The sequence below is a fragment of the Glaciimonas sp. GG7 genome, assembly GCF_052976905.1.
This window is the reverse complement of the sequence record NZ_JBRIIQ010000048.1, coordinates 1-17,509: the sequence shown is the minus strand read 5'-3', so window position 1 is coordinate 17,509 and position 17,509 is coordinate 1. Positions and strand designations below refer to the sequence as shown.

Sequence of the window (17,509 nt, the reverse complement as noted above, 5' to 3'; positions counted from 1 at the left end):
TGATCCGTAACCAGATAACGATAACGTTTTTAGAAGAGATAAGAGACATATGAAAAACAAATACAACATCAGTTTTATCGGTGGCGGCAATATGGCGACTGCCTTAATCGGCGGCTTGGCCGGGACGGTGATCGATGGGGCGAATATTCACGTTGTGGATATCGACGAAGAGGCGTTACAGAAACTGGCGCAGCAATTCGGTGTGACGACATCAACCGCAATCGATGCTGTGATCAGTCGTAGTGATGTGATTGTGTTGGCGGTAAAGCCGCAGCAAATGCAGCCAATAGTGAGCGCGTTATTGCCGTATATGGCAGGCCAGCTAGTGATCTCAATTGCCGCAGGCATTCGCTCTGAGGATCTCTCGCGCTGGCTAAATGGTCACGATGCGATCGTACGTTGTATGCCGAATACGCCTGCATTAATCGGCAAAGGTATTACCGGCATGGTGGCCACGAATGGCGTGTCGGAACAGCAGCGCGCTACAGCAGACCGGATTATGCGGGCGGTGGGCGCGACCGTCTGGCTCGATGACGAAGCATTGATCGATTCCGTCACCGCCGTCTCCGGCAGCGGCCCGGCTTATGTGTTTTATTTCATTGAAGCGATGCAGCAAGCCGCGCAGGAATTAGGCTTGACGCCTGAGCAGGGCAATGCGCTGGCGCTGGCGACTTTTGTGGGCGCATCGCAATTGGCGGCGGAGTCGACGGAGCCGGTGTCGGTGCTACGTGAACGGGTAACGTCAAAGGGCGGGACGACTTATGCGGCCTTAAATAGCCTGGAGGCCAGCGGCGTAAAGGCAGCCATCGTTGCGGCGGCGAAAGCTGCGGCGGTGCGCGGTAAAGAGTTGGGTGAGGAGTTTGGGCAGGTGTCGCCAACAGAGTGAGTTTGTCGTCGTAAAAAAAGCGCACGTTGTGCGCTTTTTTTACGACTACCTATTTCTACGTTATTTACCGCGACCGATGACTACGCCCACCAGCAGACCGATAGCAGCGGCAACGCCGACTGCTTTCCATGGATTGCCGCCGACATATTCATCGGTAACATGGGCGGCATGTTTACTTTTTTCTACCGCTTTTTTAGTCACTTTTGGCAATTCAGATTTGGCCGTCTGTAATGCCGCTTTCAATCTTTCGCGTGCCAGTGTGTAGCGGTCGTCGCCGTGGTCTTCGTGATTCCCCGTTGTGTCGACGAGATCTTGCGCATCTTGAATAACCGACTTTAAACCACCGGCCAAAGTGTCGCGGGTGTCTTTAATGGATTCGTTGATAGCCATGATTTACCTCTTTCATGTGGGTGAAAAAATTGAAGGATATGTGTAAAAACGATGTTAAAAACCGTTAAAAAAGTATCAGGGGATGGTTGTTATCGTAGTGCATAGTCCAGCGTAACGCCACAAAATATAGCGGCGCCCAGCCAATTGTTATGTCGAAATGCGGCAAAGCAACCGGCGCGATCCCGCTTGCGTATGAGGGTGAAGTGATACACCGCAAAAGCGACCGCGACCAGTAAACCGGCGTTAAACCAAACGTCTAAGCCGTATTGCCGTCCCACCAGAAATACGATGCCGAAGCAGCATGCGTAACACACCATGACCGCAAAAACATCGAAACGGCCAAAGGTAATGGCGGAGGTTTTGATGCCGATCTTGAGATCGTCTTCACGGTCAACCATGGCATATTCAGTGTCGTAGGCAATTGCCCAGAAAATGTTCGCGATTAATAACAGCCATGCAGCCAGCGGGACCGCGTCTTGAACGGCGGCAAAACCCATCGGAATACCAAAGCCGAATGCAATGCCCAGATACGCCTGTGGAATGGCAAAAAACCGTTTGAAATAGGGATAGCTGCCAGCGATCACGACGGCGGCGATCGATAGCTGTTTGGTCAGCGTATTGAGTGGCGCAATGAGCAGCAATGACGCCAGCGCCAGAACGGCTGCGACCATCAGCGCTTCCCAGCCTGCGATCTTGCCGCTGGTGAGTGGGCGCTGTGCGGTACGGCTCACAAATTTATCGAAATCGCGGTCGGCATAATCGTTAATCGCACAGCCGGCAGAGCGCATCAGGATCGTGCCGAGACAAAAAATGAAGAGAACTTTCCAATCGGGGGTGCCGTCGCTGGCAAGCCAGAGAGCGATCAGCGTGGGCCACAGCAATAGCAGAATGCCGATGGGTTTGTCGAGGCGAATGAGTTGAAAGTAGAGCTTGAGTCGATTCATGAACATCCAGGCTTTGTCAGAATTTTTTATCGAGAGCGAAGTAAAAAACGGGGCTGTTTTCGTAATGCTGTTCAGTTACCCACATATCCGTTCGGGCTGAGTAGCCCGTCGGGCGTATCGAAGTCAGCGCTGACGCATGTACGCCTTCGATACGCTGCGCTACTCAGTCCGAACGGTTTCTTAACTGAGCAGCTTTAGGGCTGGTATCGTCTTTGACTTTTTAATGCTAGCCGTGTTAGCCCTCAGTAGCTTCGACGTCCCGCAAAAAACTCACGCCAGGCAAGCCGCAGGCCAGTACTGCTTGCTGAACCGCATCAATCGCCGCGCGGCGCGTAAAGCTTTTGCGCCAGGCAATGACGACCCGGCGTGACGGGCGCGGGGCGGAAAACGGGATGTAGCGCAGGTTGCCATCTTTGGAATGGATGTCAGGCACGGATGCGCGGGGCAAGGCGGTAATACCGATACCGGAGGCGACCATGTGCCGGATTGTTTCCAGAGACGAGCCTTCGAAGGTACGGGCGATGCCGTCGCCGTTGGTTGAGAAGCGTGACATTTCCGGACAAACTTCTAATACCTGATCGCGGAAGCAATGGCCGTTGCCTAGTAACAGCATGGTTTCCGATTTCAGATCTTCAGCGCTGATACTTTCGCGATTGGCCCACGCGTGATCTTTGGGCATGGCGACGACGAATTCCTCATCGTATAACGGCTGCACCATCAAACCATGATCCTGAAATGGCAGCGCCATGATGGCGGCGTCCAATTCACCCTGGCGGACTAATTCAAGCAGACGGACGGTAAAGTTTTCCTGTAACACCAGCGGCATTTGCGGCACGCAATCGATCATTGTTTTAACTAGCGGCGGCAGTAAATAGGGGCCAATGGTGTAAATGATGCCGAGTCGCAGGGGACCGGCCAACGGGTCTTTATTCTGATTGGCGATCTCGCGGATGGTGGCGGTTTGTTCGAGTACGCGTTCGGCTTGGGCGACGATCTGTGCGCCCAGAGGAGTGACAGAAATCTCGTTGCCGCCACGCTCAAAAATGACGACGCCTAATTCGTCTTCCAGTTTTCGGATGGCAACCGAGAGTGTTGGTTGGGCGACGAAGCAGGCTTCAGCAGCATGGCCGAAATGCTTCACACGGGCTACGGCGACGATGTATTTCAGTTCGGTCAGAGTCATGTCTTGTCTTTATACTTTCAAAAAATCTTCGCGGCCATTTAGCCAGCGTGCCAGATGGGCTTGAACCGTCGCTATATTTTCGGGCGTTGGATGATGTAATAAATGCTCTGCCAGCGCGCTGGCCTGATCGACTATCCATTGATCGGTGTTTAAATCGGCGAAGCGTAACATTGCTTCTCCGGACTGACGTGCTCCCAGAAATTCGCCGGGGCCGCGGATTTCCAGATCGCGCCGGGCAATTTCAAAGCCGTCCGTGGTCTCGCGCATGGTCATCAGGCGTTGTTTGGCAATCCGGCCCAATGGACTCTGATACAGCAACAAGCATACGCTTGCCGCAAGGCCACGTCCAACCCGGCCACGCAATTGATGCAGTTGCGATAAACCAAAACGCTCAGCATGTTCGATCACCATCAGCGATGCATTTGGGACATCGACGCCGACTTCGATGACGGTGGTCGCTACCAGTACGTGGATTTCTCCGGCGATGAACGCTTCCATCACAGCCTGTTTTTCGACCGGTTTGAGCCGTCCATGCACCAGTCCGACCTGCAAGTCAGGCAGCGCCTCGACCAGCATGGCATAGGTATCGGTTGCGGTTTGTAGTTGCAGCGCTTCCGACTCTTCAATCAACGGGCATACCCAGTACACCTGGCGGCCTTCCTGTGCTGCGGCGTGGACGCGAGCGATGACTTCTTCGCGTCGATTCTGGTCCACGCTGCGGGTGACGATGGGGGTGCGCCCCGGTGGCAGTTCATCGATCACCGAAATTTCCAGATCGGCATAGTACGTCATCGCCAAGGTGCGGGGGATCGGTGTGGCGCTCATCATCAATTGATGCGGGACGATATCGGAGGGCGAGCCGTTGTGGCTACTTTCGGTCGCTGATTTTTGGCGTAGCGTGAGCCGCTGGTTGACGCCGAAGCGATGCTGCTCGTCCACAATCACCAGCCCTAGTCTGGCGAATTGGACGGTTTCTTGAATCAGGGCGTGGGTGCCGATGATCAATTGCGCCTCGCCCGAGGCAATGCGGGTTAATGAGGTTAGTTTTTCTTTCTTTTTCAGGCTGCCCGTCAGCCAGGCGACGCTGATGCCGAGCGGCTCCATCCAGGCGGCGATTTTGCGGAAATGCTGATCCGCCAGAATTTCCGTCGGGGCCATCAAGACTGCCTGAAACCCGTTGTCGATCGCCTGTGCTGCGGCGAGTGCGGCCACGACGGTTTTGCCGCTACCGACGTCGCCTTGCAGCAAGCGCTGCATCGGAAAGGTCTCTTTGATATCGGTACGGATTTCGGCCATGACGCGTTGCTGGGCGGCGGTAAGGGTGAACGGTAACGTTTTGAGAAAAGCATCGGATAAACGGCCGATCAGCGGCAATGCGCGGGCATTTTGTCCCCGCCTTTCGAATTGGGCGCGCTTTAACGAAAGTTGTTGCGCCAGCAATTCATCGAACTTCATCCGTACCCAGGCAGGATGGGAGCGATCTTCCAGCGCACCCTCATCGATATCCTGAGGCGGATTGTGTAGCAGGCGCACGGCGTCCTCAAACGGCGTTAGCTGATAAGTTGTTAGCTGCGCTGGCGAGAGCGTGTCGCGCCATTCTATTTTTTGCATCGCCTCGACGATGGATTTGCGCAGAAAAACTTGCGATAAACCTTCGCCGGACGGATATATGGGGGTCAAGGCCTTCGGTAAGGGTGCACCCTCGAGCACGATTTTGTAGGTGGGATGCACCACTTCCGCACCAAAGAAGCCGTGCCGGATTTCGCCCCGCGCACGTACCCGCGTGCCAACCGCAAGTTGCTTGGTTTGACTGCCGTAAAAATTCAAAAACCGCATCATCAATTGACCGCTATCGTCAGCCAGCGTGACAACCAGTTGCCGCCGTGGCCGATACTGGATATCGCAACTGCTGACGACGCCCTCGACCTGCGCGATGGTGGTGCCCATCATGCTGGCCTGATGGATGCTGACGACCTGGGTTTCGTCTTCGTAGCGCATGGGGAGGTGCAATACCAAATCCATATCCGAGCGCAATCCAAGCCGCGCTAACTTGCTTTCGCGGCTCGCGGCGGGGGCTTTGGCGGGCTTGGTGATTTTCTTGGGCGGCGGGGAATTTTGGATCGGGTCAGGCATATAGGCCGTAAATGGGGCGGCTGGGCGTAAAATAGCGGGTTGTTCAAGTAGGACTGACACAAAATCGCCCCAGCGGCGTTATCCTTCCTAGCCGTACTTAAAGTACTGTCTTCGTCAGGATGCCTTGCTGGAACAATTTTGTGTCAGTCCTATAGGTAGTTTGCCATTGTAAAGGCTACTTGCAGCATCTGTAAGGGAGATAAACCTTAAGCGGGAGTCGCCCATGATTTTTTTACCATTTTTTATTCAGTGACTAGTTAAGCATGCATTCTCTTTCCGATTACGATTTCACACTACCGCCTGAACTGATTGCGCAACTGCCGTTGACCGAGCGCAGCGCTTCGCGCTTGTTGCATATCGATCATGGTGTTGATCACGCCGCTTTGATCGATCGTCAGTTCACCGATGTGGTGGCCTTATTGTCGCCCGGCGATTTGCTGGTGTTTAACGACACCCGGGTATTAAAAGCGCGCTTTTTTGGCGTCAAAGGAAGTGGCGGCAAGGTCGAAGTCTTGGTTGAGCGCGTGATCGATAACCGCACCGTGCACGCCCAGGTCAGGGCCTCCAAATCACCGCCAGCAGGCTCGAAAATGCGTTTGGCTGAGGCGTTTGACGTCACCGTCGGTGAACGCGTCGGCGAATTCTTTACCTTGATTTTTCCGGCAGATGTCTTTGAGTTGATCGAGGCGCACGGGCGTTTGCCATTGCCGCCCTATATTGAACATACGGCAGACGCCTTCGATGAAACCCGTTACCAGACCGTCTACGCAAAGGAGCCGGGCGCGGTTGCGGCACCGACGGCAGGCTTGCATTTCGATCTGGAACTGCTTGAGCGCTTGCGTCAAAAAGGGATCAATTTTGCCTACGTCACCTTGCACGTCGGGGCCGGGACTTTCCAGCCGGTGCGCACAGAAAACCTCGCTGATCATAAAATGCACACCGAGTGGTACACGATCAACGCCACGACCGTGGATGCTGTGCGCGCGACCAAAGCTGCCGGCGGCAATGTGGTGGCAGTAGGGACGACGAGTTTGCGGGCGCTGGAATCGGCTTCGCAATCGGGGGAGTTAGTGGCTGGTAGTGCGGACACGGCCTTATTTATTACGCCCGGTTATCGCTTTAAAACGGTGGATCGGCTGATTACCAATTTCCATTTGCCGAAATCGACTTTGCTGATGCTGGTGTCGGCGTTTGCCGGTTATGACGTCATCAGAGCTGCCTACGCGCATGCGATTGCGCAGCAGTATCGCTTCTTCAGCTATGGCGACGCTATGCTGCTAACTTATCAAAAAAACATTTAAAAGAATCTTATGCTTGAATTTACGCTACTCAAAACCGAAGGAAAAGCACGCCGTGGCCGGGTCAAACTCAATCACGGCATCGTAGAAACCCCGATCTTTATGCCCGTGGGGACCTATGGCTCAGTCAAGGCCATGTCGCCGCTGGAGCTCAAAGAAATCGACGCCCATATTATTCTGGGAAACACGTTTCACCTGTGGCTGCGCCCGGGCATGGAGGTGGTCAAGAAGTTTGGCGGTCTGCATAAATTTATGGGCTGGGATAAACCTATCTTGACCGATTCGGGTGGCTTTCAGGTATTTTCTCTGGGGGCTATGCGCAAGATTACGGAAGAGGGTGTGAAGTTTTCTTCGCCGATTAATGGCGATAAATTGTTTTTGTCGCCGGAAGTCTCGATGCAGATTCAGAAAGTCCTCAATTCGGACATCGTGATGCAGTTTGACGAATGCACGCCGTATGAAATCGATGGGCGTCCTGCTACCCAAGTTGAGGCGGCAGAGTCGATGCGCATGTCGTTGCGTTGGGCTAAGCGCTCGCAAGATGAGTTCAAGGGCGGCGAGAATCCGAATGCCTTGTTCGGCATCGTTCAGGGTGGGATGTTTGAGCACTTGCGCGAGGAGTCGCTGGCCGGCTTGAATGCGCTCGATTTCAACGGTATTGCTATCGGCGGTCTGTCGGTCGGTGAGCCAAAAGAAGAAATGATGCGCGTGTTGGAATATATCGGCCCGAAGTTACCCGCTGACAAACCGCATTACCTGATGGGGGTTGGCACGCCTGAGGATTTGGTGGCCGGTGTTCAGAATGGCGTGGATATGTTTGACTGCGTGATGCCGACGCGCAATGCACGCAATGGTTGGCTGTTTACCCGCTTTGGCGACCTGAAAATCAAAAATGCGCGCTATAAGGAAGATACGCAACCGCTGGATGAGACGTGTAGTTGCTATGCGTGCAGGAATTTCTCCCGCGCTTATCTACATCATTTGCACCGCACCGGCGAAATCCTCGGGGCGCGATTGAATACGATTCATAACCTGCATTACTACCTCGATTTGATGCAAAACATCCGGAATGCCTTGGATCAGGAGCGGTTTACCCAGTTTGTTGTCCAGTTTCATGCCGATCGGGCACGCGGGGTCTGACTAAATAAATATCTTTAGCATGGGGATATTCCCAAGATTAGAGGGACTGTCTAAGCAGAGTGCTATTCCGGCCTCTCCCAATGCTAAAATGCACAACTATTTTTAATAACCCCTTTTATTTGGAGCATTCTCGTGTTCATTACAACTGCTTATGCGCAGACTGCGCCTGCTGCAACAACTTCTGCCGGTCCTTTTGGTCTTGGTGGCAATCTGACTAGCTTCTTGCCGATCATTTTGATGTTTGTTGTCTTGTATTTCTTGATGATTCGTCCACAGATGAAACGTCAAAAAGAACAAAAATCCATGATGGATGCGCTGGCCAAGGGCGATGAAATCGTGACAGCCGGCGGCATACTGGGCAAAGTTGTTAAAGTTGCTGACGGTTATGTCACATTGGAAATTGCCAGCGGTACTGAAGTGACGCTGCAAAAAAGTGCGGTCACGACACTGCTGCCTAAAGGTACGATCAAGGCGCTGTAATTAGCGTACTGATGACTCACTGATAAGAGCGCCCTAAGGGGTGCTCTTATCTTTGGTCAGCACATTTTGCACTACCAAGCGTCCCTGTCAGCATCGGGCACCACTATAGAAGAAGAGTTTGTAGCAGTTTGCGGACTCACACTAAACGCTGAATCATTATGAATCGCTATCCACTCTGGAAATATATTGTGATCGTCATCGCGCTGCTGTTCGGCGTGCTGTACACATTGCCGAACTTTTTTGGCGAATCGCCTGCGGTACAAATCAGCAGCGGAAAATCTACCCTGAAGGTAGACAGCGCGCTGAGCGACCGGGTGGAGCAAGCCCTGCAACAAGCCAATTTGACGCCGCTGGGCATTGTTTTTGATAATGCCGGACCCCAGGCTTCGGTGCGGGCGCGCTTTAAAGACACCGACACCCAGTTCAAGGCCAAGGCGCTGCTGGAAACAACATTAAATACCGATCCGACTGATCCGACTTACATCGTCGCCTTCAATCTGGTCCCGAATACACCGCAATGGCTGCAAAGCATTCATGCGTTTCCGATGTTTCTCGGACTCGATTTGCGCGGCGGCGTCCATTTCCTGATGCAAGTCGATGTCAAGGCTATCGCCGACAAGCGTATCCAAGGTTTGCAATCGAGCGTTCGTAGCATTTTGCGCGACAAAGATATTCGTTATAGCGGTATCGACCGTAATGGTGATGCAATCAATATTGGCTTTCGTGATCAAGACACCTTGAGCAAGGCTAAAGACTTATTGACAAGCCAATTGCCGGAACTGAATCTGGCAGAAGCTCCGCCAGGCGCAGACCCGAAACTCATCGCCACCTTGAAACCGGACGTATTGAAAAAAACCACCGATGAAAGCGTGCAGCAAAATATTCTGACACTCTCCAAGCGCGTCAATGAGTTGGGCGTTGCCGAGCCTATCATTCAACGTCAGGGTGCTGACCGTATCGTGGTTCAGTTGCCCGGCGTGCAGGACGTTTCTCGTGCCAAAGACATTATAGGCCGTACCGCGACGCTGGAAGTGCGCATGGTTGATGAATCAGTCACGCGTGGTACCGAAGCCACCGCCGCTGTGCCGTTTGGTTCGGAACTGTTCAAAGTTGGCAAGAACGCCCCTGTAATTTTGTATAAAGATCCGGTGCTGACCGGCGACTACATCTCTAACGCTTCGGTGTCCTTCGATCAGAATCACCAGCCAGCCGTCAGTATCGATTTGAATGGCGATGGTGGTCGCAAGATGCGCGCAGCGACACGCGACAAGGTCGGCAAAGCAATGGCGGTTGTCTTGTTTGAAAAAGGCAAGGGCGAAGTCTTGACTGTTGCGACCATTCAAAGCGAGTTGGGCTCAAGCTTCCAGATTACCGGTATGGGTACGCCGCAAGCGGCTGCCGATTTGTCATTGTTGATGCGCGCCGGATCGTTGGCCGCACCGATGGAAATCATCGAAGAGCGCACCATCGGACCGCAACTTGGTGCCGATAACATCAAAAAAGGGTTTGATTCAACCATGTACGGTTTTATGGTTGTATCGGCTTTCATGATTATTTATTACCTGTTGTTTGGTGCTTTCAGTGTGATTGCATTGTCGGTCAACTTGTTATTGCTGGTCGCCATATTGTCGACGTTACAGGCGACGTTGACGTTGCCCGGTATCGCCGCGATCGCCTTGACGCTGGGTATGGCGATTGATGCCAACGTGCTGGTGAACGAACGTATACGTGAAGAGCTGCGTAAGGGCAACTCTCCTCAGGCGGCAATCGCGCTGGGGTTTGAGCATGCCTGGCATACTATTCTCGACTCCAACGTCACAGCATTGATTGCTGGCGTGGCGTTGCTGATTTTTGGTTCCGGTGCGATTCGTGGTTTTGCTGTGGTGCATTGTCTGGGGATTCTGACTTCAATGTTCTCTGCAGTGTTCTTCTCGCGTGGTCTGGCTAATTTGTGGTACGGCCGTCGCAAGAAACTGACGACATTGTCGATCGGTAAAGTCTGGCGACCGGGCGAGTAATTCATTACCAAATAGTGTTAAGGCATCGTCTGGCGCCAGAAAAAACGCCGGAAATGAATATTGAATATGACCGTATTGCCAGTGTTATCTGTAATTAAACGCAACACTGGCATGGTCGACCGAAAGGAATGTGATGGAGTTTTTCCGAATTAAAAAAGATATTCCGTTTATGCGCCACGCATTGGTTTTGAATGCGATATCAGCACTAACGTTTATCTTCGCTGTATTTTTCCTTTTTCATAAGGGTTTGCATTTGTCGATCGAATTCACCGGCGGTACGGTGATGGAGGTGACATATAGCCAGCCAGCGAATATCGAAGGCATCCGTAAGACGGTCGAAGATATTGGCTTTACCGACAATCAGATTCAAAGTTTTGGGACTGCGCAAGATGTCTTGATTCGTTTGCCGGTTAAAAAAGGCGTGTCATCATCGCAACAGAGCGAAACGGTGCTGGCAGCGTTGAAGGCTAAAGATCCGGATGTGCAATTGAAGCGCAACGAGTTCGTCGGGCCGCAAGTGGGTGATGAACTGGCGCATGACGGCTTGATGGCGCTGCTGTTTGTGGTCGTCGGCATCATGCTGTATCTGGCGATTCGCTTCGAGTGGAAATATGCGGTGGCCGCGATTATTGCGAACTTGCATGATGTGGTGATTATTTTGGGATTTTTCGCCTTCTTCCAGTGGGAGTTTTCACTCACCGTATTGGCGGCGATTCTGGCGGTACTGGGATATTCGGTCAATGAGTCGGTGGTGGTATTTGACCGTGTTCGCGAGACTTTCCGGGATCGTAAGTTTGGTAAGTTGGCCACGCCCGATGTCTTGAATCATGCGATCACAAGTACGATTTCGCGCACCATCATTACCCACGGAAGTACTGAAATCATGGTGTTGTCGATGTTGATTTTTGGCGGCCCGACACTGCATTATTTTGCCACTGCACTGACTATCGGTATTCTGTTTGGTATATATTCTTCGGTCTTTGTCGCTGCGGCAATTGCGATGTGGCTGGGTGTGAAGCGTGAAGATTTGATTAAGCCGATCAAAGAGAAAGATGAAACGGAAGGCGCTGTAGTGTAAGAGCGGACCGCCTTGTAAAAAAAAGCCAATCTTCGGATTGGTTTTTTTTTGCTCAAATTTTGTTGATAGCATTTTTTCTGCCCTGATTCTATATTAAGAAATGGTCCGAAGGGCTTCCGACATGGGGAGCGGATTGTTTACCGCAGGCCGTTGCTGATGCAGGATTCGGCCATGACATGGAACTACAGAATAATCTTGTTTAAGGCATAATTTGTCGGAATAATCTGTTTTTGATAACAACCTCTGGTTGTCAGTCGGACAGTAATAGGACTTACGCAAAATCGTGGACTGGAGCAGAGATGGATTGGAATAACGAAGTGCGCGATAGCCTGATCTGGTTGATTAAGGCTTTCATTATCAGCGTAATTAGTCTGGGCCTCATTGGGATGCTGCTGGCCCGTTTTAGTCTATGGGGGAAGCAATTCAGCCGTCTGACCTGGGAATTTTTCAGGCCGGGGAAGAGTATATTGCCCATGCTCTGGCTTACCGGTATTGTTTTTCTCACGCTGTTTTCCGTGCGGATGAACGTTTTGTTTTCATTCTGGAGCAACGGCCTGTATAGCGCCCTCCAAAAGCTGGATGCCAAAGCCTTCTGGACGATGGTGATTATTTTTTCGGTGCTCGCTACAGTGCACGTGATCCGGGCACTGATTAATTTTTATGTCCGTCAGGCTTTCTTGATTCACTGGCGCGTATGGCTGACCAATAATCTGGTCGAACGCTGGCTGGCGAATCAGGCCTATCACCGCACCCAGTTTGTTGCACAAAAAATTGATAATCCGGATCAACGGATTCAGCAGGATGTCGAGGGCTTTGTGTCTAGTTCGCTGGCGTTGTCGATGGGTGTGCTCGATTCAGTGGTCTCATTATTTACTTTCAGTATTATTTTATGGGGTTTGTCCGGCACGCTGGCGATATTTGGTATCGAGATCCCGCGTGGCATGGTTTTTTTGGTGTACATCTATGTGCTGGTTGCCACGGTGTTCGCCATAAAAGTTGGCCGACCGTTGATGCGATTAGCGTTCTTGAGTGAAAAATTCAATGCCGATTTTCGGTATGCGTTGGTACGGATTCGTGAATACGCTGAAAGTATTGCTTTTTTTCGTGGTGAAAATGTTGAGCGCGGTGCGCTGGGGGCACGATTTAGCAGCCTGATTGGGAATATGTGGGCAATCGTCTCGCGTTCGCTGAAATTTCAAGGTCTCAATCTGGTAGTGAGTCAGGTAGCCATAGTGTTTCCCCTGATCATTCAAGCGCCACGGTTTTTCAGTAAGCAGATTACGCTCGGCGACATGATGCAAACTGCGCAGGCATTTGGTCAGGTGCAGGATGCGCTCTCGTTTTTTCGGAATGCCTATGATGATTTTGCGAGTTATCGCGCCATCATGAACCGACTGACCGGTTATCTGGATGCGATTGATGCTGCCGGGCAATTACCCGGAGCGCAGATTGATTATCAACAAAATGCCTTTGTTGTGAATGCCCTGACGGTGAAAACGCCGACGGAAGTGACGCTGGTAGAAAATCTGAATCTGCATTTGGCACCGGCGGCATCGTTATTGATACGCGGTCGTTCAGGCGTCGGAAAAACGACGCTGCTTCGCGCCATTTCCGGTTTGTGGCCGTATGTCGATGGCAGCGTTGTGCGACCGGATTCTCAGCACGCGTTGTTCTTGCCGCAAAAGCCGTATCTGCCGCTAGGCACACTGCGCACGGCTTTGCATTATCCCAGCGTGGTTCAGAGCGATGATGACGCCGCCGCTGAAGTGCTGCGGAAATGCCAGTTAGGTCATTTGATCGCACGACTCGATGACGAGGCCGACTGGGGCCATATTTTGTCACTGGGCGAGCAGCAACGTCTGGCGATTGGTCGAGTATTACTGAGTCGCCCGCAAGTGGTTTTCCTTGATGAAGCTAGTTCGGCTATGGATGAAGGGCTGGAGCATGCGATGTACCAATTGGTGCGGGAATCGTTGCCGCAACTCATTCTGGTGAGCGTCGGACATCGCAGCAGTCTGGCGATGTTTCATGCGCAGGAATTGGTGTTGCTGGGCGGCGGGAAGTGGAATTTGGGTGCAATGGAAGGCTGGGTGGGTACTGCTGAAATGCCTCTGATACCGGCGACTTAGATCGAATATTAAGGGGGAATAAAAAATGGCTACCGTGTGGGTAGCCATTTTCAATATTGCTGGAAATATGTTTTAGATTTTTTTAGCCAACTCAGCCGCATAGCCGATGTAATTGGCTGGCGTCATCGCCAACAAAAGGTCCTTGGCTTCTTGCGGAATCGCCAGGGTCAGGATGAAGGTGCGCAATGCCTCTTTGGAAATGCCTTTGCCGCGTGTCAGTTCTTTCAATTGCTCGTACGGGTTTTCGATGCCGTAGCGGCGCATCACGGTCTGGACCGGCTCGGCCAATACTTCCCAGGTTGCATCGAGGTCTTCGGCCAAACGCGATGGATTGACTTCTAGCTTGTTCAAGCCGCGCAAGCAACTGTCGTAGGCCAGCAAGGAGTAGCCAAGACCGACGCCGATATTGCGCAGTACGGTGGAGTCGGTCAGGTCACGCTGCCAGCGTGAGACCGGAAGTTTCTCTGACATGTGTTTGAGTACGGCGTTGGCCATGCCCAGATTGCCTTCGGAGTTTTCAAAGTCGATGGGATTGACTTTGTGCGGCATGGTGGATGAACCGATTTCTCCGGCCTTGAGGCGCTGCTTGAAATAGCCCAGCGCAATGTAGCCCCAGATGTCGCGGTTCAGGTCGAGCAGGATGGTGTTGGTGCGGGCAACGGCGTCGAACAATTCAGCCATGTAATCGTGCGGCTCGATTTGGATGGTGTACGGGTTATAGACCAGACCTAGGCGTTGTTCGATGACGTTCTTGGAGAAGGTTTCCCAATCAAAGGTCGGATAGGCGGATAAATGCGCGTTGTAATTGCCGACTGCGCCATTCATTTTGCCGAGGATTTCAACTTCGCCGATGCGTTTGGCGGCGCGCTGCAGGCGGGCGACGACGTTGGCCATTTCTTTACCAAGGGTAGTCGGGCTGGCGGGCTGGCCGTGCGTGCGTGAGAGCATCGGCAGTTCGGCGTTTTCGTGCGCTAGCGCCGTCAGTTTGGCGATCAATTGTTGCAGCGATGGCAGCAAGACCGTATCGCGTGCGGCTTTGAGCATCATGCCGTGGGAAGTGTTGTTGATGTCTTCCGAGGTGCAGGCGAAGTGAATGAATTCGGAGGCGGCAACCAGTTCTGGGACGTCTTTGACTTGTTCTTTGAGCCAGTACTCAACCGCTTTTACATCGTGATTGGTGACCGCTTCGATTTCTTTGATGCGGGCGGCGTCTGATTCAGTGAAGTTGGCGGCGATGCTGTCCAGTTGCGCGCTGGCGGCGGCTGAGAATGGCTTGATTTCGCTAAAGCCCGCGTTGGAGAGCGCTTGCAGCCAGGAAATTTCAACTTTGACGCGGTGATGCATGAATCCGGCTTCCGACAAAATCGGGCGCAGTTTATCGGTTTTGGTCGCGTAACGACCATCCAGAGGGGATAGTGCAGAAAGAGCAGAAAGTGGGGTAGAGGACATGATGGTGGTGATCTGAGAGAGTGAATCAAAGCGCATTATTTCTTTGGCGCAACTGTTGTAGTGTGTTTTACGGCGCATGGCGGGCGGCAACTCGGGCTGGCATCAACTTCAGCATTGCCGTGTGCGCAACCAGTGCAGGATTTTACCATTTGCGCCCCTGTCGATTTGTTGTTTTGCACGTATACCGGCACCGGGAGTTACCGGAAATGGCAAGTCACAATGTTATAATTTAAGCCAATTTTTCCTATAAGTGCATATGAAGCTAATCGGTTCTCTGGGCAGTCCCTACGTGCGTAAAGTCCGTGTTGTGATGGCGGAAAAAAAGCTCGACTATACATTTATTCTGGAGGATGTCTGGGTTGAAAATACGACGATTCAGGTAGCCAATCCGCTGGGAAAAGTACCGTGTCTGGTGATGGAAGACGGCGGTGCGATGTTCGATTCGCACGTGATCGTTGAATATCTCGACACCCTCACGCCGGTGGGTAAATTGATTCCTGCCAATACGCGTGAGCGGGCGGAAGTCAAATGTTGGGAAGCCTTGGCCGATGGTGTGGTGGATGCCGGTGTGTTGATGCGACTAGAACGCCTGCAACGCGCCCCCGAGCATCAAAGCGAAGCCTGGGTCACACGTCAGCGTAGCAAGGTCGATGCCGGCTTGAAGGCAATGGCAACCGGATTAGCTGAGAAACCATTTTGTTCTGGTACGCATTACACGTTGGCTGATGTTGCCGTGGGTTGTGCATTGGGCTGGATTAGTTTCAGATTTCCTGAAATCGAATGGCGTGAATCTTATCCAACGTTGACTAAGTTGTTTGAAAAAATATCTGAGCGTCCTTCGTTTAAAGATACTGTGCCGCAGTAATCCTGCCTGAGCCAGTATCGAGTATCAGCCAATTTCTCTGCTGAATTTGCTACTAACATTGCCGCTTAAGGTATTAACTTACTTATAAGCGGTTTTTTTTCGGCGCAAAGAAAGCTGATGGTGACTCACCAAAGGTTTTTTTAAACATGGCTGAAAATGCCGATTGGCTGGCATAACCTAATTCAGCTGCGACCATCGCCAGTGGCATACCGCGCGTAATCATCGGCGCGGCATGGGCAAGTCTGATTTGTTGACGCCATTGGCCGAATGTCATTCCCAAATCCTGCTCAAATAATCGCGCCAGAGTTCTTTCTGATGCACCGACGCGTTGTGCCCAATGGCTTAGCGTCATTGCGGAACCGGGATCGTCAAGCAGGGCCTTGCAAAGGATAAGGAGACGCTTTTCGGTCGGTAAAGCAACACGGATGGCTTGTGTTTCTGCATCGGCCAACTCGTTCAAAATGAGCTGACTCAGGAGCGATTCGCGCACGGTTCCATCCTCCGCTGTAGACAGCGCGGCAATCAATTCACGCAAAAGCGTCGAAACCTCCAGGACGATGCATTGGTCGCCTTCAAATGGCGCGGCACTGGTGTGGATATAGAGCGCACGTAAATGTGCTTTTTCCATCGTCTTGATTTCATGCTCGACTTGCGGCGGAATCCAGATGGCGCGCAATGGCGGGACGATCCATGTACTGTTACCAACTGATACCCGCAGTGTGCCTTCAGGGGCATAGGTAACTTGTCCCCATGCATGCGTATGCGCCTTCAGGACTGCCGCAGCGTCAAGGTTCCGTGCACGCATGCAGACCGGATGATGCTGGTCTGGGATGGCATCGAGCAAATCTGTTTGCGTATGGTGAAGTATTGGTATGGGCATGCTGATGAAAGACGATGTGATTGGCAGAAAATCGATAAAAAATGACATTTCATCTTAAAACAGTCTTCTCTTTTTTGCTTACACTTCTGATAGTCGATTGGCTGCAATCACCAACAATCGTAAGGTAGCCCTAAAAGCGCGCTCACATAGTCCTGATACTCTTCATTTCATTACGCCATGCAAACAGCTATCAACCAAATACCGTCTTCGCAGGATCAGCAAACTACGCAAAAAACCGGCTTTCGGGTGTTGGGCGCGATCAGTTTTGCCCACTTCTTGAACGATATGATCCAGTCTCTGATCCTGTCGATTTATCCTTTGCTGAAGAATAATTTTCATCTGAGTTTTGCGCAGATCGGGCTCATTACCCTGACTTATCAAATTACAGCCTCGATTTTGCAGCCAGTCGTCGGCCTATACACCGACAAGCATCCCAAGCCGTATTCGCTGGCTGTTGGCATGTGTTTTACGCTCGTTGGTTTGTTGGCCCTGTCGGCGGCGGCCAGTTTTGGTGTGGTGCTGCTGGCGGCGGCGCTGGTCGGGACCGGTTCCTCGATTTTTCATCCTGAGTCGTCCCGCGTAGCGCGTATGGCGTCGGGTGGGCGTCATGGGTTGGCGCAGTCGATATTTCAGGTG

15 protein-coding genes are annotated in these 17,509 nt (G+C 52.2%); 9 read left to right on the top strand and 6 right to left on the bottom strand.

The window, feature by feature from the left end:
* The first annotated feature begins 49 nt into the window (after positions 1 to 49).
* Positions 50 to 886 carry a pyrroline-5-carboxylate reductase gene (proC, locus tag ACVBEF_RS12515; RefSeq protein WP_447124274.1) on the top strand — a complete coding sequence of 279 codons (837 nt, stop codon included), beginning with the start codon at positions 50 to 52 and terminating at the stop codon, positions 884 to 886.
* Positions 887 to 946: 60 nt separating this feature from the next.
* Here the strand turns inward: proC and ACVBEF_RS12510 are convergent, their stop codons facing one another.
* The 4 genes from ACVBEF_RS12510 to recG form a co-directional block, all read right to left on the bottom strand.
* Positions 947 to 1,276, bottom strand: coding sequence for a DUF883 family protein (locus tag ACVBEF_RS12510; protein ID WP_447124273.1), 330 nt, complete (start codon positions 1,274 to 1,276; stop codon positions 947 to 949).
* A gap of 89 nt (positions 1,277 to 1,365) precedes the next feature.
* Complete coding sequence (ubiA, locus tag ACVBEF_RS12505) at positions 1,366 to 2,220, bottom strand: 4-hydroxybenzoate octaprenyltransferase (RefSeq protein ID WP_447124272.1); 855 nt, start codon at positions 2,218 to 2,220, stop codon at positions 1,366 to 1,368.
* 235 nt (positions 2,221 to 2,455) lie between these two features.
* A complete protein-coding gene (locus ACVBEF_RS12500) occupies positions 2,456 to 3,403 on the bottom strand; it encodes a LysR substrate-binding domain-containing protein (RefSeq protein WP_447124271.1) in 948 nt (315 codons plus the stop codon).
* A gap of 9 nt (positions 3,404 to 3,412) precedes the next feature.
* Positions 3,413 to 5,536 (bottom strand): ATP-dependent DNA helicase RecG, encoded by a 2,124-nt coding sequence (recG, locus tag ACVBEF_RS12495; protein WP_447124287.1) that lies wholly within the window; start codon positions 5,534 to 5,536, stop codon positions 3,413 to 3,415.
* 263 nt (positions 5,537 to 5,799) lie between these two features.
* On the opposite strand from recG, the gene queA reads away from it, so the two are divergent.
* The 6 genes from queA to ACVBEF_RS12465 all read left to right on the top strand — a co-directional run bounded on the left by queA (position 5,800) and on the right by ACVBEF_RS12465 (position 13,679).
* Complete coding sequence (gene queA, locus ACVBEF_RS12490; protein ID WP_447124270.1) at positions 5,800 to 6,837, top strand: tRNA preQ1(34) S-adenosylmethionine ribosyltransferase-isomerase QueA; 1,038 nt, start codon at positions 5,800 to 5,802, stop codon at positions 6,835 to 6,837.
* Positions 6,838 to 6,846: 9 nt separating this feature from the next.
* Entirely contained in the window at positions 6,847 to 7,974 is a 1,128-nt protein-coding gene (gene tgt / locus ACVBEF_RS12485) for a tRNA guanosine(34) transglycosylase Tgt (RefSeq protein ID WP_447124269.1), read from the top strand.
* 132 nt (positions 7,975 to 8,106) lie between these two features.
* Positions 8,107 to 8,454, top strand: coding sequence for a preprotein translocase subunit YajC (yajC, locus tag ACVBEF_RS12480; RefSeq protein ID WP_447124268.1), 348 nt, complete (start codon positions 8,107 to 8,109; stop codon positions 8,452 to 8,454).
* A 158-nt stretch (positions 8,455 to 8,612) separates the two neighbouring features.
* Entirely contained in the window at positions 8,613 to 10,472 is a 1,860-nt protein-coding gene (gene secD, locus ACVBEF_RS12475) for a protein translocase subunit SecD (protein WP_447124267.1), read from the top strand.
* A gap of 133 nt (positions 10,473 to 10,605) precedes the next feature.
* On the top strand, positions 10,606 to 11,550 hold the full coding sequence (secF, locus tag ACVBEF_RS12470; protein ID WP_447124266.1) for a protein translocase subunit SecF: 945 nt from the start codon (positions 10,606 to 10,608) through the stop codon (positions 11,548 to 11,550).
* Positions 11,551 to 11,849: 299 nt separating this feature from the next.
* Positions 11,850 to 13,679, top strand: coding sequence for an ABC transporter ATP-binding protein/permease (locus ACVBEF_RS12465; RefSeq protein ID WP_447124265.1), 1,830 nt, complete (start codon positions 11,850 to 11,852; stop codon positions 13,677 to 13,679).
* A gap of 72 nt (positions 13,680 to 13,751) precedes the next feature.
* Here ACVBEF_RS12465 and purB read toward each other — a convergent pair whose 3' ends face one another.
* The gene (purB, locus tag ACVBEF_RS12460; RefSeq protein WP_447124264.1) at positions 13,752 to 15,128 is read right to left on the bottom strand and encodes an adenylosuccinate lyase; all 1,377 of its coding nucleotides are present in this window, start codon (positions 15,126 to 15,128) and stop codon (positions 13,752 to 13,754) included.
* A gap of 256 nt (positions 15,129 to 15,384) precedes the next feature.
* Between purB and ACVBEF_RS12455 the strand changes: the two genes are divergently transcribed.
* Positions 15,385 to 15,993, top strand: coding sequence for a glutathione S-transferase family protein (locus ACVBEF_RS12455; RefSeq protein WP_447124263.1), 609 nt, complete (start codon positions 15,385 to 15,387; stop codon positions 15,991 to 15,993).
* An 82-nt stretch (positions 15,994 to 16,075) separates the two neighbouring features.
* On the opposite strand, the gene ACVBEF_RS12450 is transcribed toward ACVBEF_RS12455, so the two are convergent.
* Positions 16,076 to 16,873, bottom strand: coding sequence for an AraC family transcriptional regulator (locus ACVBEF_RS12450; protein ID WP_447124262.1), 798 nt, complete (start codon positions 16,871 to 16,873; stop codon positions 16,076 to 16,078).
* Positions 16,874 to 17,050: 177 nt separating this feature from the next.
* Here ACVBEF_RS12450 and ACVBEF_RS12445 point away from each other — a divergent pair.
* Positions 17,051 to 17,509 (top strand): MFS transporter (locus tag ACVBEF_RS12445; protein WP_447124261.1); only part of this gene is annotated, 459 nt, incomplete at its 3' end.

Excerpts from the sequence above, each read along its gene's own strand:
- ACVBEF_RS12500 (WP_447124271.1), bottom strand. The coding sequence starts at position 3,403 with ATGACTCTGACCGAACTGAAATACATCGTCGCCGTAGCCCGTGTGAAG.
- ACVBEF_RS12455 (WP_447124263.1), top strand. The coding sequence starts at position 15,385 with ATGAAGCTAATCGGTTCTCTGGGCAGTCCCTACGTGCGTAAAGTCCGT.
- ACVBEF_RS12465 (WP_447124265.1), top strand. The coding sequence starts at position 11,850 with ATGGATTGGAATAACGAAGTGCGCGATAGCCTGATCTGGTTGATTAAG.
- ACVBEF_RS12510 (WP_447124273.1), bottom strand. The coding sequence starts at position 1,276 with ATGGCTATCAACGAATCCATTAAAGACACCCGCGACACTTTGGCCGGT.
- ubiA (WP_447124272.1), bottom strand. The coding sequence starts at position 2,220 with ATGAATCGACTCAAGCTCTACTTTCAACTCATTCGCCTCGACAAACCC.
- proC (WP_447124274.1), top strand. The coding sequence starts at position 50 with ATGAAAAACAAATACAACATCAGTTTTATCGGTGGCGGCAATATGGCG.
- secD (WP_447124267.1), top strand. The coding sequence starts at position 8,613 with ATGAATCGCTATCCACTCTGGAAATATATTGTGATCGTCATCGCGCTG.
- tgt (WP_447124269.1), top strand. The coding sequence starts at position 6,847 with ATGCTTGAATTTACGCTACTCAAAACCGAAGGAAAAGCACGCCGTGGC.
- secF (WP_447124266.1), top strand. The coding sequence starts at position 10,606 with ATGGAGTTTTTCCGAATTAAAAAAGATATTCCGTTTATGCGCCACGCA.
- purB (WP_447124264.1), bottom strand. The coding sequence starts at position 15,128 with ATGTCCTCTACCCCACTTTCTGCTCTTTCTGCACTATCCCCTCTGGAT.
- recG (WP_447124287.1), bottom strand. The coding sequence starts at position 5,536 with ATGCCTGACCCGATCCAAAATTCCCCGCCGCCCAAGAAAATCACCAAG.
- ACVBEF_RS12450 (WP_447124262.1), bottom strand. The coding sequence starts at position 16,873 with ATGCCCATACCAATACTTCACCATACGCAAACAGATTTGCTCGATGCC.
- queA (WP_447124270.1), top strand. The coding sequence starts at position 5,800 with ATGCATTCTCTTTCCGATTACGATTTCACACTACCGCCTGAACTGATT.